12 protein-coding genes are annotated in these 14,666 nt (G+C 53.5%); 2 read left to right on the top strand and 10 right to left on the bottom strand.

Annotated features, from left to right (window positions below; translation table 11 throughout):
- Positions 1–54 precede the first annotated feature (54 nt).
- Positions 55–1,119, bottom strand: a complete 1,065-nt coding sequence (locus QQ91_RS19455) for an Mrp/NBP35 family ATP-binding protein (protein WP_166277612.1) — start codon at positions 1,117–1,119, stop codon at positions 55–57.
- Positions 1,120–1,232: 113 nt separating this feature from the next.
- On the opposite strand from QQ91_RS19455, the gene QQ91_RS19460 reads away from it, so the two are divergent.
- Positions 1,233–2,063 carry an alpha/beta fold hydrolase gene (locus QQ91_RS19460; protein ID WP_250833412.1) on the top strand — a complete coding sequence of 277 codons (831 nt, stop codon included), beginning with the start codon at positions 1,233–1,235 and terminating at the stop codon, positions 2,061–2,063.
- On the opposite strand, the gene QQ91_RS19465 is transcribed toward QQ91_RS19460, so the two are convergent.
- The 5 genes from QQ91_RS19465 to QQ91_RS19485 all read right to left on the bottom strand — a co-directional run bounded on the left by QQ91_RS19465 (position 2,064) and on the right by QQ91_RS19485 (position 5,957).
- A complete protein-coding gene (locus QQ91_RS19465; protein WP_166277615.1) occupies positions 2,064–2,342 on the bottom strand; it encodes a DUF1816 domain-containing protein in 279 nt (92 codons plus the stop codon).
- Positions 2,343–2,556: 214 nt separating this feature from the next.
- Positions 2,557–3,483: a 23S rRNA (guanosine(2251)-2'-O)-methyltransferase RlmB gene (gene rlmB / locus QQ91_RS19470; RefSeq protein ID WP_236095981.1), complete on the bottom strand. Its 927-nt coding sequence runs from the start codon at positions 3,481–3,483 to the stop codon at positions 2,557–2,559.
- Positions 3,484–3,560: 77 nt separating this feature from the next.
- Entirely contained in the window at positions 3,561–3,974 is a 414-nt protein-coding gene (locus QQ91_RS19475) for a Mini-ribonuclease 3 (protein WP_166277620.1), read from the bottom strand.
- A gap of 14 nt (positions 3,975–3,988) precedes the next feature.
- Complete coding sequence (locus QQ91_RS19480) at positions 3,989–4,360, bottom strand: STAS domain-containing protein (RefSeq protein ID WP_166277808.1); 372 nt, start codon at positions 4,358–4,360, stop codon at positions 3,989–3,991.
- 154 nt (positions 4,361–4,514) lie between these two features.
- A complete protein-coding gene (locus QQ91_RS19485) occupies positions 4,515–5,957 on the bottom strand; it encodes an LCP family protein (protein WP_201277206.1) in 1,443 nt (480 codons plus the stop codon).
- Between the two features lie 374 nt (positions 5,958–6,331).
- On the opposite strand from QQ91_RS19485, the gene QQ91_RS19490 reads away from it, so the two are divergent.
- On the top strand, positions 6,332–7,294 hold the full coding sequence (locus tag QQ91_RS19490) for a nucleotidyltransferase family protein (protein WP_166277623.1): 963 nt from the start codon (positions 6,332–6,334) through the stop codon (positions 7,292–7,294).
- A gap of 85 nt (positions 7,295–7,379) precedes the next feature.
- On the opposite strand, the gene carB is transcribed toward QQ91_RS19490, so the two are convergent.
- The 4 genes from carB to QQ91_RS19510 all read right to left on the bottom strand — a co-directional run bounded on the left by carB (position 7,380) and on the right by QQ91_RS19510 (position 14,640).
- Complete coding sequence (gene carB, locus QQ91_RS19495; RefSeq protein WP_166277626.1) at positions 7,380–10,640, bottom strand: carbamoyl-phosphate synthase large subunit; 3,261 nt, start codon at positions 10,638–10,640, stop codon at positions 7,380–7,382.
- 158 nt (positions 10,641–10,798) lie between these two features.
- On the bottom strand, positions 10,799–11,668 hold the full coding sequence (locus tag QQ91_RS19500) for a branched-chain amino acid ABC transporter permease (RefSeq protein ID WP_166277629.1): 870 nt from the start codon (positions 11,666–11,668) through the stop codon (positions 10,799–10,801).
- A 406-nt stretch (positions 11,669–12,074) separates the two neighbouring features.
- Entirely contained in the window at positions 12,075–13,973 is a 1,899-nt protein-coding gene (locus QQ91_RS19505; protein ID WP_166277632.1) for a tetratricopeptide repeat protein, read from the bottom strand.
- Positions 13,960–14,640, bottom strand: coding sequence for a hypothetical protein (locus tag QQ91_RS19510; protein WP_166277635.1), 681 nt, complete (start codon positions 14,638–14,640; stop codon positions 13,960–13,962). The genes QQ91_RS19505 and QQ91_RS19510 overlap by 14 nt, the downstream gene beginning before the upstream one ends.
- Positions 14,641–14,666: the final 26 nt, after the last annotated feature.

A 14,666-nucleotide genomic window follows, 5' to 3' on the forward strand; every position in this document is an offset into this window, starting at 1 on the left:
ATGGGTGTTTTCCACCAGAGGCAGATATCTTAAGGATGCCCCAATCAGGAGCATTTAAGCGGTCAGGGCTGCCACCGAAACTTTTCCGGCAACGGCCTGGGCTATGTCGCGCAGTGCTTGGGCCGAGGCAGAATCTGGCTGCGAAAGAAGGATGGGTTGACCCGCGTCTCCACCTTGACGGACAGACATCTCTAAGGGAACGCGTCCTAGCAGTGGTAGGCCCAACTCCTGGGTGAGTGCGGCTCCGCCGCCGGACCCAAAGATATCGTATTGCCTCTCGGGCAGGTCAGGAGGAATAAAATAGCTCATATTTTCCACGACGCCCAGCACGGAAACCCCCAGCTGCTGGAACATTTTCAGCCCCTTGCGGGCATCCAGGATTGCCACATTTTGGGGCGTGCTGACAATTACAACCCCGGCCATGGGAACAGCCTGAGCCAGTGTGAGCTGGGCATCGCCGGTTCCGGGGGGCAGATCAATAATTAAATAGTCTAGGTTTCCCCAGTTCACCTGATAGAGAAACTGGCGAATAATTCCATTTAGCATTGGACCTCGCCAGATCACGGGCTGATCGCGATCAATTAAAAATCCCATGGACACCAGTTTAATGCCGTAGTTTTCGGCTGGCTGCAGGATATCTCCCGTGGGGTGTTTTTGAACTTCAATCACCGCATCTTCGAGATCTAGCATGGTGGGCACATTGGGGCCGTAAATATCGGCATCAATCATGCCCACGGCGGCCCCGCTCTGGGCCAGCGCCACGGCAATGTTGACGGAGACGGTGCTCTTGCCAACGCCTCCTTTGCCACTGGAAACTGCGATGATGTTTTTAACTCCAGGGATGGAGGTGCGATCGGGCAGGCTCTTTTGCTGAGGAGTTTCTGCGGTGACCTCCACCTCAACGGAGGTGACCTCTGGCAAAGTCTGCACGGCGGCTTTGCACTCCTCTACGATAAACTCGCGCAGGGGACAAGCGGGGGTGGTGAGGACGAGGGTGAACTTTACCTGGCCCTGATGAACACTGACGTTCCGAATCATATTGAGATCCACCAAACTCTTCTGGAGTTCAGGATCTTGAACGGGCTTGAGGGCATCGAGGACGGCAGCTTGGGTTGGCATCGTTGGAAGAGTCAGAGCGAATCACACAATCATGTGTGCATCTTAACGTTTTGTGACGCCCGCGCTGAAAAAAGAGTCTCTAAAATCAAAGACATTCCCCCTAGAGCGATGCCGTGGCGATCAACCTTGACTACAGCTTGGCGGGGCCCTGGGACAGTTCCAGAATTCCTCTCCTCTGTCTCCATGGCCATCCCGGATCCAAGGCCTGCATGCAGGTGTTTACCCAGTCCCTGGCCCAGTCCTGGCCCACCCTCACTCCCGACCTGCGTGGTTACGGCCAGTCTCAAGTGCGGCGACCTTTTCCGATGTCGCAGCATTTGCTGGATCTAGATCAGTTGCTGCGCGATCGCCAGATTGATGAATGCGTGGTGCTGGGGTGGTCCCTGGGCGGAATTTTGAGCCTGGAGCTAGCCCTTGCTCAGCCCCAGCGGGTGAAGGGGATGATCCTAATTGCCTCGGCCGCCGATCCCCGCAGCAGCCACCCGCCCATTACCTGGCAAGATAATGTCCTCACAGCGATCGCCTCCCTGCTGAATCGTTGGAAACCAGGCTGGCCGTGGAATATCCGCCAGTTTGGGCAGCGATCGCTCTATCGGTATTTGGTTCAGACCCACCGGCCTCAAACCTACCGCTACCTGGCCCGCGATGCTTGGCCCGCCTTCTTCCGCACCTCAAAATTTGCACACCGATCGCTCCAGGAGGCCCTGCGGCAAGGCTATAACCGCGAAGCTCAGCTTGCGTCCATTCCTTGCCCCGTTCTGGTGCTGGCTGGCGAGGGCGATCGCCACATTACCGCCCGATCTAGCTATCGAACCGCCTGTGAGCTGCCTCGGAGTACCTGGATTTGCTATCCCCACTGCGCCCATCTTTTTCCCTGGGAATATCCCGAGGAAATCAATGCCGCCATCCATCAATGGCTATCGCAGCATTTTGATTCCTTTTGATTAATCCTCTGAAACAGTTACTTGAGTTGGCTTACAGCGCCGAACTAACGCTTCAATTCCCTCGGCTTGCTCAAGCTCAAGATCTTGGACATAGCCGGGTAGAGCAGATTCCGCTTCTCCAGAGGTCAAAAACGGTCCAAAATAGTACAGACATCGAGGTGAATGGGTCCGAACCTCAACCCACCAGGCTAATCCCAAACGATTATAAATGTCGGCAACTTGTACTTTTAATCCTGATGTGGATCTTGTTTTCACCACGTTGAGTCCTTTATTATTCATTCCTAAAAATTAAGATAGAAAGCCGTACGTTGACTGTCGAAAGTCGGTCCCTAAATCAAGACTAGTCATCGAAGATCAAGTGTCTAGGAGTGAATCATCGAGGCCTTGTGTCATCACCATAGCAGCGATAATGGGTTTTCTTCCAGCCGACCAAAGGGTGATTTTACTTGACCTTAGCTTAACCTCCCCAGATAAATCGTGGCGAACAATACCCTTATTGGATCCCCTTCTGGGTTCTTTGGCGGACCATTTCGTAGAGGGCAATGCCTGCGGCCACAGAGGCATTGAGACTTTGGGTCAGTCCCAGGAGGGGAATAGTCCCCACTCCATCACAGTGTTTTTGCGTGACTCGGCTTAGCCCCTTGCCTTCAGAGCCAATCACCAACACCACTGCCCCGGTCAGAGGAAGCGCCTGAATGGAGTCAGTCGCGTCCAGGGTCAGTCCATAGACCCAATATCCAGACTCTTTTAAGGTGTCCAGTGCCTGGTTTAAATTGATCACCCGGGCAATGGGCAGGCGCTCCAAGGCCCCCGCCGCCACTTTTGCGACGGTGGCGCCCACGCTTGCCGATCGCCGTTGGGGAAGAACCAATCCCTGCGCCCCTAGGGCCTCTGTGCTACGAATAATTGCCCCCAGATTATGGGGGTCGGTGATCCCATCCACTGCCACCAAAATGGGATCACGTTTCTGCTGCATCGCTGCGGTCATTAGCCCTTGAAGGTCGAGATAGGCACAGGCTCCTACCTGGGCAACGATCCCTTGATGATTTCCGTAGTGGGTGAGCTGATTGAGCCGAGTAGAACTCACATCATCAATAATGACTCCCCTAGCCCGATAGTCTGAGAGCAGAGCCATGAGTTCAGAATTTTGGCGCAGGCTTGGGGTGATCCAAACCCGATTCAGGGGACGCTGATTTTTAAGGGCTGCGATCACCGTGTGGCGGCCAAAGATTAAATCTTCTCGATTCTGCCCCAGATCCTCGTCGGGCCTTGGAGACCCCTCCTGCTGAGGAGTAGAGACCCGAGGCGGCCGCTTCTGGCTTGATGTTTGCCGGATCGGGCGATCGGGGGATCGTGTCCGCGGATCGGATCGACTCGACGGTCCCTTTCGAGAGGACGCTCTCTGCTTTTTGGGTTTCATTCCCATAACCTCGCAAGACGGTAAATTGATCCGCTCCTGAGCTAGGAGAGACGATCCCCTGCAGAGAGGTAAATCCTTCACGAACCTAGCGCTGGAGGGATCTGCGTGAGCAACTCTTGAAGTCGCGCTTGATCCGTTAAAAAGAGATAGCCAAGCAGGGCTTCAAAGCCGCTGGCCTGTTGATAAATACTCAGGGAAAGCCTCTTGGGCTTTCCAAAGGCTGCGTTGCGGCCCCGACGATAAATCGTGAGTTCAGACTCCGTGAGGTAGGGCAACAGGATTTGCACAAACTCTGCCTGGGATTCTGCCTTAACCTGCGCAACCACCTGTTGATGGTAGGTCTGAATCCTTTGAGGGGGAAAGGCAAAATGGGACCGGGCCAATAACTCAAATACCGCATCACCCAGGTAGGCAAGGGAAGCAGGAGATAGCGCCTGCACCTCTCGCATCGATCGTGCTGGGGAAAACAGATCGGCGGACTCGAACTGCATCACGATGCGCAGACTTAGGCGTTGGCGCCAATATTTTGAATGGCAGCGTCAACATTCGGCTGTAACGATAAAAAAGACTCTAGCCTGACCAGCTTAACTGTCTGCGTCACGCGGGGATTGGAGACAATCTGCAAAGATCCTTTTGCATTTTGTGCCTTTTTGGCCAATTGGACCAAAACGCCGAGGCCAGAGCTATCTAAAAAATCAATTTTGGACATGTCTAGGATGACATGATGCGGACTTTCATCCAGACATTTGGTCATGACCTTCCGAAAGACGGGTTCAGAAAAGGCATCTAGCAGTCCCGTTAACCGAAATAGCTGATAGTTTTCCCTGACATCGCGAGTACCTCGGAGACTGACGGTCAGGTTGAGCTGTTCTGGAATAGTTCCCTCCCTGTGGCGAAATTCGTGACGACTTGCATACCCTTGTGCATTCTGACCTCACGCCAAGAGCCAATGGCACCTGGGATGAATTGGCCAGGAATATCGACCGACAAGTATAGAGCGTTTTGATCTTGATGTCTACCGCTAAAACAACTTAAAACCGGTTGTCGTTGTAGTCATTTGGGGAGCTGTTCCAGTCCGGGGGATCGCCATATTCTTGAGACTCGTCTGAATAATCCCGATCGGATCGGTTCTCCCTGGGCTGAATAAACTCTCTAGCTTCGCGCGATTCCAACCAGTCCGTGCCTAGCCGAATGGTGAGGTCTGATTGAAGGGCACCGGTGGAGTCAACCACCAGTTCGCTTTTGGCCAGGGTTTCCTGGAGTCGGCGTCCGGCGGGGACATTGCCCCACTGGGGAATAACCTGGGTTTTTTTAATGGGGGTTGGCCAGTCTTCGTCAACATGGACGTTGGTGTATCCCAGGTTTTGAACGTAGCTGGCCATGTAGTAAGCTGCCTCTGGGTCTGGAGTGGCGTTTTGAATATCAATGCGTAACCAGTAGTCTTGTTCCGGATCGTCGTTGGTGGCCGATTCGTAGCCCTGGGGTGGGTCAACCTCGAACTGAGCTTGCATCACTCGGTCCATTCCGGCGTAGTCCATAATCCAGTAGCTGGCATCAAATTCCTCTGGACCGCTGAATCGTCCTGGAAGCAAGGTCATTTGCAACTGCTCCGACTTGAGCTGCAAGCTGAATTGCACCAGGGCCAGCATCTCGCCCATGCTCAGATCGGAGTCAATATATTTTTGCAAGATTCCTAAAATATGTGGAATCTTGGTCAGCATTAGCGGATTGCTGAGTTTTTTCTGTAGTGCCTTGAGCAGAATCTGTTGGCGCTGAGCCCGGCCGATATCTCCTGCTTGATCGTTACGGAAGCGTGAAAATCCCTCGGCCTGTCGGCCGTTGAGTTCTTGTAGGCCCGGTTCGAGATCAATATAAAGTCCCTGGGTTTTGTCTTCATAAAACATCCGTTGAGGGACTAAAACTTCAACCCCACCGAGGGCGTCCACCAGTTCTCGAAAGGCTCCGGTGCTGATGCGAACATAGCGGTCAATCTGAACATCGTTCAGGGTATTGCTGACCACCTGAGAGGCTAGTTCTGGGCCCCCGTACCAGTTGGCGTGATTGATTTTAGTCAAGCCCACCTCTGGAATCTCCACCCGCGTATCGCGGGGAATGGAAAGGATATTGACCTTGTGGGTGCCGGGGTCAAGGCGCACCAGGAGCATGGTGTCGCTCCGGCTTTTAAAGATTTCTGGGGAACCAGGTTCGGCATCGGGATTGAGGTCAACGCCCATGACGAGGATATTGACAGGCCTGGCAATGCCGTACTGCAACCCCTCTTTGAACAGGTCGGTAATGGAGAATGGTTGCCCATCTCCCTGGGCTTGACCGGCCCGGAAGGGGGTGATCAGGGCCAGCGAAGCGCCCAGGGCTGCGGAGAGCGTGATCACTGAGGTGAAGGTGAATCCCCACATGAGCCAACGTCCCCACTGGGGCTGAGCATTCGGTTGGCGATCGCGCTGGGACCTAGCCATTGGTTTTCGCTGCGGCGTGGCCGCGTGAGATGGACGACGCACTCGATTCCCCCGATTTGACTTAGGCCGTTTTGATTGACCCGTAGATTTGTCGCTTCCCTTGACCACACTGACTCCCACAGCCCGTAGACGCTGAACTTGAATAACAGTTCCAGAGGGCTAGACCCTACAATTTCCGTTACCTTACCCTACCCACCCGCTTGTCTCGCCGTCGATTGAGACAACGCTATGATTCTACACAATTGCCTTTCCCATTCCGCGACAGCTGGCCAGAGAAAGGCTGGAAATATCCAGAAGTATGAACCGGGGCTAGGCATAATGGGAAACATTACTCTCTCAACTTGATCGCCCAAAGTCTCATTCACGGAACTGCTATGCAAGCTGTCATTATTGCTGGAGGAAAGGGTACCCGTTTGCGCCCTCTCACCTATCGTCGACCTAAGCCTATGTTGCCCCTTTTGGAGCGCCCTTTTTTAGATTGGATGGTAGAGCGCTGTCGCAATGTTGGCATTACGGATATTTTGATTAATATTCACTACCAAGCGGACCAAATCCGGGACTATTTTGGGGATGGTCATCAATTTGGCGTAAACATACGCTATGTCGTCGAAACAGATCCCTTAGATACCGCTGGATCGATGAAGTTGGCAGAACCCTATTTCACGGGGGATCCGCTATTGGTGTTTAACGCCGATATCTTGACCGATTTGGATTTGGCCGCGCTGATCAAGGCCCACCAAGACTCCCAAGCCGATGCGACCTTAACCTTGGCGCGGGTTGAGGATCCCACGGCTTTTGGGCTGGTGGAGCTCCAGGCCTTGGGGGCAGCGCACATCGGCCCAGTCTTAGCCTTCCGAGAGAAGCCGACGGCGCAGGAGGCGGCCCAGCTGGCCATTGATACGGTGAATGCAGGGACCTACGTTTTAAATCCGCAGATCTTTGCCCAGTATGAGATGAACCAGCCGCTCAGCTTCGAGCGCCAGGTGTTTCCGGACATTCTGAATCAGGGCAAAAAGATGATGGGCTTTATCTGGGAGGGATACTGGCTGGATCTGGGCACTCCCGCGAAATATTTGCAGGGGCAGCTGGATATGCTAACGGGGGCAATGCCCTATCAGATGCCAGCCTCCATGGGAGAGAAAAGTCCGGGCATCTGGCTGGCAGACTCCACCGTGATCGATGCAGGGGCCTCGGTGAGTAGCCCCTGCTATTTGGGCCATCGCGTTACCCTTGGCCCCAATGCTATTTTGCCCGCTGGCACCATTGTCCATGCCGATAGCTATATTGACGCTCCGGTGCAGCCTGGAATTTATAGCACTGGCACCTTGGTGGCCTAGAGGTCCGGGAGGATCTGAGGCTCCAAGGGAGGCACTCTGGAGGCACTCTGGAGGGACGATGGCCTGGGACGATGGCCTGGGACGCTTAGGCAGACATGGCCGCATGGTACTCTTGCACCGATTGCACCCCCATTGGGTCTGACTGTAGGGCACGAATGGCGGCGATAGTGGCCTTAGCCCCTGCCAGGGTGGTCACCATGGGGACTTTATAATCCAGCGCAGAGCGGCGAATTAAACGACCATCGGCCTGGGCTTCGCTGCCGGAAGGCGTATTAATAATAAAGTGGACCTGCTCATTTTTTATCCAATCCAGAACATGGGGGCGCCCTTCGTGGAGCTTAAACACAAGGTCTACCTCTACCCCTTCCGCCTGCAGGACGTTGCGGGTGCCTTCCGTGGCAATCACTTTAAAGCCTAAATCCATGAACTCCCGCACAATCGGGACCACGGCTTGCTTATCCCGGTCGTTCAGGGATACAAAAATTGTGCCCTGGAGGGGAAGATCCTGATGGGCGGATAGCTGAGATTTGGCAAAGGCATGGCCAAAGTTTTGATCAATGCCCATGGCTTCTCCGGTGGACCGCATTTCAGGCCCGAGGATGACATCGGTGCCTGCGAATTTACTGAAGGGTAACACCGCTTCCTTAACCGCAACGTGGTTGGGAATCTGCTCGCTGGTAATCCCTAGGTCGGTCAGGGTTTTCCCAGACATGAGGCGGGCCGCAATTTGGGCTAAGGGCAGTCCCACCGCCTTTGAGACAAAGGGAACGGTGCGGGAGGCGCGAGGGTTGGCTTCTAAAATGTACACTTGATGGCCCTGGACCGCGAATTGTAGATTCATCAGGCCAATGACGCTGAGTTCTTGGGCGAGTTGGGTCGACCAGGTTCGGATGGTGTTCAGGGTCGCTTCGCTTAAGGAAAAGGTGGGAATGGAACAAGCAGAGTCTCCAGAGTGAATTCCGGCCTGTTCGATGTGCTCCATAATTCCGCCAATCACCACCCGTTGGGTATGGTCCGCGATGGCATCTACGTCCACCTCAATAGCATTTTCCAAGAACTTATCAATCAAGATGGGATGATCTGGCTCCACCTGAACCGCATAGGTCATGTAGCGCTCTAGCTCCGCATCGGAATAGACAATTTCCATGGCTCGTCCCCCCAGGACGTAGCTGGGGCGAACCACCACCGGGTATTGGATGCGCTGGGCAATGCGGAGCGCCTCTTCGTAGCTGCGGGCGATGCCATTGGGAGGCTGGGCAATATTTAACTTGCGCAGGATAGCTTCAAATCGCTCCCGATCTTCGGCAATGTCAATGGAGTCGGGGGAAGTCCCCCAAATTTTAGGGAGGTGAAGGACTCCCTGCTGTTCCTGCGTTTGCAGATATTCCTGGAGTGGCACGGCTAACTTTAACGGCGTTTGCCCTCCAAACTGGATAATGATTCCCTCTGGATTTTCCGCTTCGATAATGTTTAAAACATCCTCACGGGTGAGGGGCTCAAAGTAGAGGCGATCGCTGGTGTCGTAGTCGGTGGAAACCGTTTCCGGGTTGGAGTTGACCATGATGGTTTCAAACCCGTCGTCCTGGAGGGCGTAGGAGGCATGGCAGCAGCAGTAGTCAAACTCAATGCCCTGGCCAATCCGGTTCGGCCCTGATCCTAAAATCATCACCTTGCGGCCATCGGAGGGCAGCACCTCGGAGTCGTGTTCGTAGGTGGAATAGTAGTAGGGGGTAAGGGCCTCAAACTCTGCAGCGCAGGTGTCCACGGTTTTGTAGGCGGGCACCACCTGGAGCGATTTGCGATACTGACGCACCTGCTCCTCCTGGGTATGAGTGGCATAGGCAATTTGGCGATCGCTAAAGCCTTTTTGCTTAATTTGCCAGAGGGTGTCGGCATCTAGGCTCTCCAGGCTTTGGCTGCGTAAAAAGGTTTCGGTCTGCAGTAAATCTGCGAGTTGACGCAAAAACCAGGGATCAATGCCCGTAACTTTATAAATCTCTTCAATGCCCATCCCGGACTGCATGGCGTGGCGCAGGGTAAAGATGCGGTCGGGGTTAGGCGTGAGCAGCCCTGCTCGAATCTGCTCATGGCTGGGCAGATCCTCATCGCCATCGCAGCCCCAGCCGAAGCGCCCGGTTTCCAGCGATCGCAGCGCCTTTTGAAAGGATTCCTGGAAGGTGCGGCCAATGGCCATTGCCTCTCCCACCGATTTCATCTGTGTGGTCAGAACCGGCTGGGCTCCAGGGAATTTTTCAAAGGCAAACCGGGGAATTTTCGTCACCACATAGTCAATGGTGGGTTCAAAGCTGGCGGGGGTTTTTTGCGTAATGTCGTTGGGAATTTCGTCCAGGGTGTAGCCCACGGCGAGTTTAGCGGCAAACTTAGCGATTGGAAATCCCGTGGCCTTAGAGGCCAGGGCCGAGGATCGCGAGACCCGCGGATTCATCTCAATCACCACCACGTCCCCAGTTTTGGGGTCCACCGCAAACTGAATATTCGATCCGCCCGTTTCAACGCCAATTTCTCGAATAATCTTAATCGAGGCGTCTCGAAGACGCTGATACTCTTTATCTGTGAGGGTTTGGGCCGGAGCGACGGTGATGGAGTCTCCGGTATGAACCCCCATGGGGTCAATATTTTCAATCGAGCAGATAATCACCACATTATCGGCCAGATCCCGCATCACCTCTAGCTCGTATTCCTTCCAGCCAATGAGGGATTTTTCGACCAGAATTTGGGTGACCGGGCTGGCATCGAGACCAGACTGGGCAATGAGCTCAAATTCTTCCTGGTTATAGGCAATTCCGCCCCCTGTGCCGCCCAGGGTAAAGGCAGGGCGAATAATCAATGGGTAGGAACCAATCTCCTTGGCAATTGATCGGGCTTCATCGAGTGAGGTGGCCAACCCAGAGGGACAGCTATTGAGGCCAATGCGATCCATGGCATCGCGGAACAGCCTGCGGTCTTCGGCCATTTGGATAGCTGGGAGCTTGGCCCCGATTAATTCCACCTGGTGCTTTTCCAGGACGCCAGACTCAGCTAGGGCCACGGCGATATTAAGGGCTGTTTGACCGCCCATGGTGGGCAGCAGCGCATCGGGCCTCTCTTTTTCAATGACTTTTTCCACCATTTCCGGCGTGAGCGGCTCAATGTAGGTTTTGTCCGCTGTATCCGGGTCTGTCATGATGGTGGCCGGGTTGGAGTTGATCAGCACCACCTCATAGCCTTCTTCCCTGAGCGCTTTACAGGCCTGGGTGCCTGAATAATCAAATTCACAGGCCTGGCCAATCACAATGGGGCCGGAGCCAATGAGCAATATTTTCCTGAGATCGTTGCGGCGAGGCATAGGTTTTTTTGTGAGTGCGCGTAATAAGGGGTGGACAGACCCTTGACAGTCCGGGAAGAGATTGTTCTAGGCCAAACTCTCCCAAAGATTGTGACATCCTCTGGGGGCGATCGCTACTGGTGAAATCGAGTTATTTTCTGAACCTTTGGGGGATCGCGCTACATCGTGCCCCGGAACAGCCCCTGGGGGCGCAAGAGCAGCACCAAAATCATCACCACGAGGGGAATCGCTAGCTTATATTGTTCGGGAAGCCAGTAAATTCCCACATCCTGGGTAATGCCGATCACAAAAGCTCCGGCAATCGCGCCGTAGGGGTTGCCAATGCCCCCCAGAATCACCGCAGCAAATAGGGGAAGGATTAAAAACCAGCCCATATTGGGGTTGAGATTGTTAATGAGTCCGTACATACTGCCGCTCAAGGCTGTCAGTCCTCCGGCAAGCACCCAGGTGGCGATCACCACCTGCTGCACGTCGATGCCGGAAACACGGGCCAGGTCAATATCATCGGCCACTGCCCGCATGGCTTTGCCGAGTTTGGTGTTTTGCAGCAAAATGTGCAGGCCAATCACGGTCACAATGGACATCCCAATCACGATGAGACTGTAGTAGCGAATTTGAAAGGCGCCAAAGTTAACGGCAGTGGGCACCGGCAGGTCATAGTTTTTGGTGGAGCTGCCCCAGAAGAAAATGACGGCGTTGCGAATAAACAGCCCTAACCCAATGGAGATAATCATTAAGGTTGTGGAGGTCACCCCTTGATCGCGCATGGGTTTCCAGATCAGGCCTTCGCAAAGGAGGACGCCTACAATGGCGATCGCGCTGCCCCCGATAAAGGCCAGGACAATATTCACTCCTAGGCTGTTGATCAGCAGACTGAAGTAGGCTCCGGCGGTCAGAATATCCCCGTGGGCAAAGTTGGGTAGGCGCAGAATCCCAAAGGTAAGGGTGAGGCCGACAGCGGCGAGGGCAATGATGCTGCCGACGGCGATCCCGTTGATGGCGTATTGGGTAAGGGTAACCAGATCCATGCGTTTGTGTTGGTGCGGTGAGGGAGGGTAGGAGGTCGGGGGAAACCGCTTAAACCCTACGCAAGGGTACATCGCTGGGTGATTTGCTTCAACCCTGACTCGTGAGTTGGGCTGAAAGACAGCCGTTGCGAGGTCGATTAAAAATGGTGTGAGGTTTGACTTTTTTTATCGCAGCGACTGCCCTCCAACGGGAGTCCTGATGCTGGAGATCGAAACGGGTGAGGTTAAAGCGGGTGCATCCTATTGGCTGAGGTCGGGGCGATGGGTGCAAAGGACGCCTGTGTTACTGAGGATAGGGCAGTCCAGCGTGTGGTTTGAATGCTCTCATCTGCTGGGCTGACATCAGTGCCGAGAGATTAACCAGCCATATTCTCGGTAACTTACAGGCTAGACATGGAATTGAGCGCTACATCAGCCATAGACCTACCTGGGGCAGTGTTTGCGATCGCGTTGCCAGAATCTGCTTCAGCAGATTCTGGGTCAGGGGGTTATCAGACAGGATAGATGCCTGTCCTGCATCGATCACTTTTTTGAGAAAGGTCATAAAATTTTGTTCGCAGGCCCGCGTCTGCGGATGATCTTTGCCGAGCTGCTGACGGAGGATGGAAAGCGATCGCAGGTACAGGAGTTCAGCTTTGTCGTATTGTTTTTGCTTGCAGTAAAGTCCTGCTAGATTATTGAGGTTGGTGGCTACGTCAGGGTGATGCTTCCCTAAGGTTTTTTCTAGAATTTCAAGCGATCGCAGGTAGAGTGGCTCGGCTTCACGGTCACGTTCTTGAGCTTGATGGAGTTCTGCTAGGTTATTTAGCACCTTTGCCACGATAGGATGGTCTGTTCCTAGCTGATGCTCCAAAATTTCCAGCGATCGCAGGTAGATCGGCTCAGATTGACAATATTTCCTTTGTCTTCGGTACAGTTCGGCCAAGCTGTTCAGAGAGCTGCCGACTAAAGGATGATTTGCACCCAATGCATTTTCCCGGATTTCAATTGAGCGCAGGTAGAGCGATTCGGCTTCACTGTGGTACCCTTTCCTATCGCAGAGTATTGCTAAATTGTTCAGGCAGGTAGCCACAGTAGGGTGATTTTGCCCTAATTGCTGTTCCAAAATACTGAGTGACTGTCGATAAAGTGATTCAGCCTCGTCGTAGCGTCCTTGTTGACTGCACAGCCCTGCAAAATTGATTAAAAAGACTGCCACATCAGGATGACTGCTCCCTAGAGTCTTTTCCAAGATCTTCAGCGATCGCGAGTAGAGTGCTTCGGCTTCGCTGTAACGTCCCTGAGATTGGTAGAGTAACGCTAGATTCTGCAGGCAGGTAGCCACGTTGGGATGGCTTTTGCCTAGCTGCATTTCTGTGATTTCAAGGGCTCTGGTATAGAGCTGTTCTGTATTACTGTTGCGTCCTTGAGATTGGTAAAGCAAAGCTAAATTGTTAAGACTGGCAGCCACTTCAAGATGATCTTGGCCCCAACGATGGCATCGTAAACTCAGGGCTTTTTTTAGGAGGGGCTCTGCTGCTGCGTATCGCCCTTGAGTTTGATACAAACGGCCTAAGCGATCGAGACTATGGGCTAACTCTGGAGAATCCGAAGCCTGAATTCGGCTCAAAAATCCCTCGAATCTAGAGGTGATATCGTGCAGGTCTTTTTGGGCGTTGACTGCGGCTAAGGCTTCCAGAGCCGGCAGCAAATTAAACTTCAGCAATTCCTCGTGTGCAGCCCCTGCAGTTAGCCCTTGTTCAAACCGCTGAAGGAGGAACTCTGCGCGTTGGCGGGCATCCTCAATGTTGCCAGTTTCCCCAGTCATTTCTAGCACCGAAGGTTCTGTTGCGATCGCTTCTGTTAACCGCAGGCGCGGGTTGAACCAGCTCATTAAATCCGGCATGGCGAACTGAGCTGCATCATAAAAAACTGGGGTCATCCACCAAATTTGTCGTAAAGGACGCTCGGCGAAGCGCTCCCGATTGAAGTTCAACGCCAGCATCGCATCCTGCAACGGCACTCCTATCCGAAACGCGGTTGAAAACCCATGAATGGAAACCACGCCGCTGGAGCGTTGATCCAGTTCTGCCAGTATGTAATCCACAATTTCCATCGGCTCTCGGTAGGTCGGCAACTGAAGTTCAGCGAAGGGGATCTGCTGGTGGTCAAGCTCCGTTTTTAAGCAGGCGATCACCTGCTGGCGTGAAAACTCCGAACTGAATTCCACCCGTGCCATTCCAGCCTCAGCATGTTGTGCCCACAACAACAGCCGCGCCGAAATATCGGCGATCGAACCCATGGGCGGGGAATCAGAGAGTGCCACCCTTCGCGTCCTCGGGAAGGTGCTTTTGCTTCTTTAAAATATCGACAACGATAGGATGTAGGCCAAACCAGCGTTGTCCATTAAACTCCTGTACTGCCCGACTCGTTAGCAAAGAATATAGGGCGGGCGTCGGAATTTGAGTATCTTGATCCCCCTCATAAATCCGCTGCAATAGCCTGACCTTCTCGGCATATGGCACCGGATCGATATCAAAGGGACTTTGTCCGAGGCGGCGCTCATAATCGCTGCGGAGATTCAGAACTGCCCCCGTAACATCTGCCTCACTAATCTGTGTTGCATTTCGAATCTGAGTACTTTCTGCAGCATAGGTTACTAAAGTAAATAAGTCCCTCAAGTTTCCACCGCAGGCAACGATGAGACGCATGAGCTGTCCGCTTTCGCAAAGATTCTCATCCATGCGAGCCGATAAAACAGCCTGTATGGCAGCTCGTCCTCCGGTATTTTCCTCGTGAGTTTGCAGATAAACCGGAGTATCCGGGATGACAAAGCTGGATGCATCGCCGAAAGGCAACCGGGGAGCTTCTGCAGAGTAATAGAGGGCGATCGGCACACTAAAGATCAGGTGTGTGCTTAATTCCTGAAAAATGTTGCCATCTTCTAACGAAGTTGCGCGCGTGGTCTGGAGTCTGGGGCCAAAGGCATCCATGCAGGGATTGCGTTAAGAAAGGCTTT

Source organism: Lyngbya confervoides BDU141951 (assembly GCF_000817775.3).
GTDB lineage: Bacteria > Cyanobacteriota > Cyanobacteriia > Thermosynechococcales > Thermosynechococcaceae > Lyngbya > Lyngbya confervoides.

What these genes read in the sequence shown, in the direction of transcription:
- QQ91_RS19490 (WP_166277623.1), top strand. Translation starts at nt 6,332, where the DNA reads ATGCAAGCTGTCATTATTGCTGGAGGAAAGGGTACCCGTTTGCGCCCT.
- carB (WP_166277626.1), bottom strand. Translation starts at nt 10,640, where the DNA reads ATGCCTCGCCGCAACGATCTCAGGAAAATATTGCTCATTGGCTCCGGC.
- QQ91_RS19475 (WP_166277620.1), bottom strand. Translation starts at nt 3,974, where the DNA reads ATGCAGTTCGAGTCCGCCGATCTGTTTTCCCCAGCACGATCGATGCGA.
- rlmB (WP_236095981.1), bottom strand. Translation starts at nt 3,483, where the DNA reads ATGAAACCCAAAAAGCAGAGAGCGTCCTCTCGAAAGGGACCGTCGAGT.
- QQ91_RS19455 (WP_166277612.1), bottom strand. Translation starts at nt 1,119, where the DNA reads ATGCCAACCCAAGCTGCCGTCCTCGATGCCCTCAAGCCCGTTCAAGAT.
- QQ91_RS19510 (WP_166277635.1), bottom strand. Translation starts at nt 14,640, where the DNA reads ATGGATGCCTTTGGCCCCAGACTCCAGACCACGCGCGCAACTTCGTTA.
- QQ91_RS19500 (WP_166277629.1), bottom strand. Translation starts at nt 11,668, where the DNA reads ATGGATCTGGTTACCCTTACCCAATACGCCATCAACGGGATCGCCGTC.
- QQ91_RS19485 (WP_201277206.1), bottom strand. Translation starts at nt 5,957, where the DNA reads ATGGCTAGGTCCCAGCGCGATCGCCAACCGAATGCTCAGCCCCAGTGG.
- QQ91_RS19465 (WP_166277615.1), bottom strand. Translation starts at nt 2,342, where the DNA reads ATGAATAATAAAGGACTCAACGTGGTGAAAACAAGATCCACATCAGGA.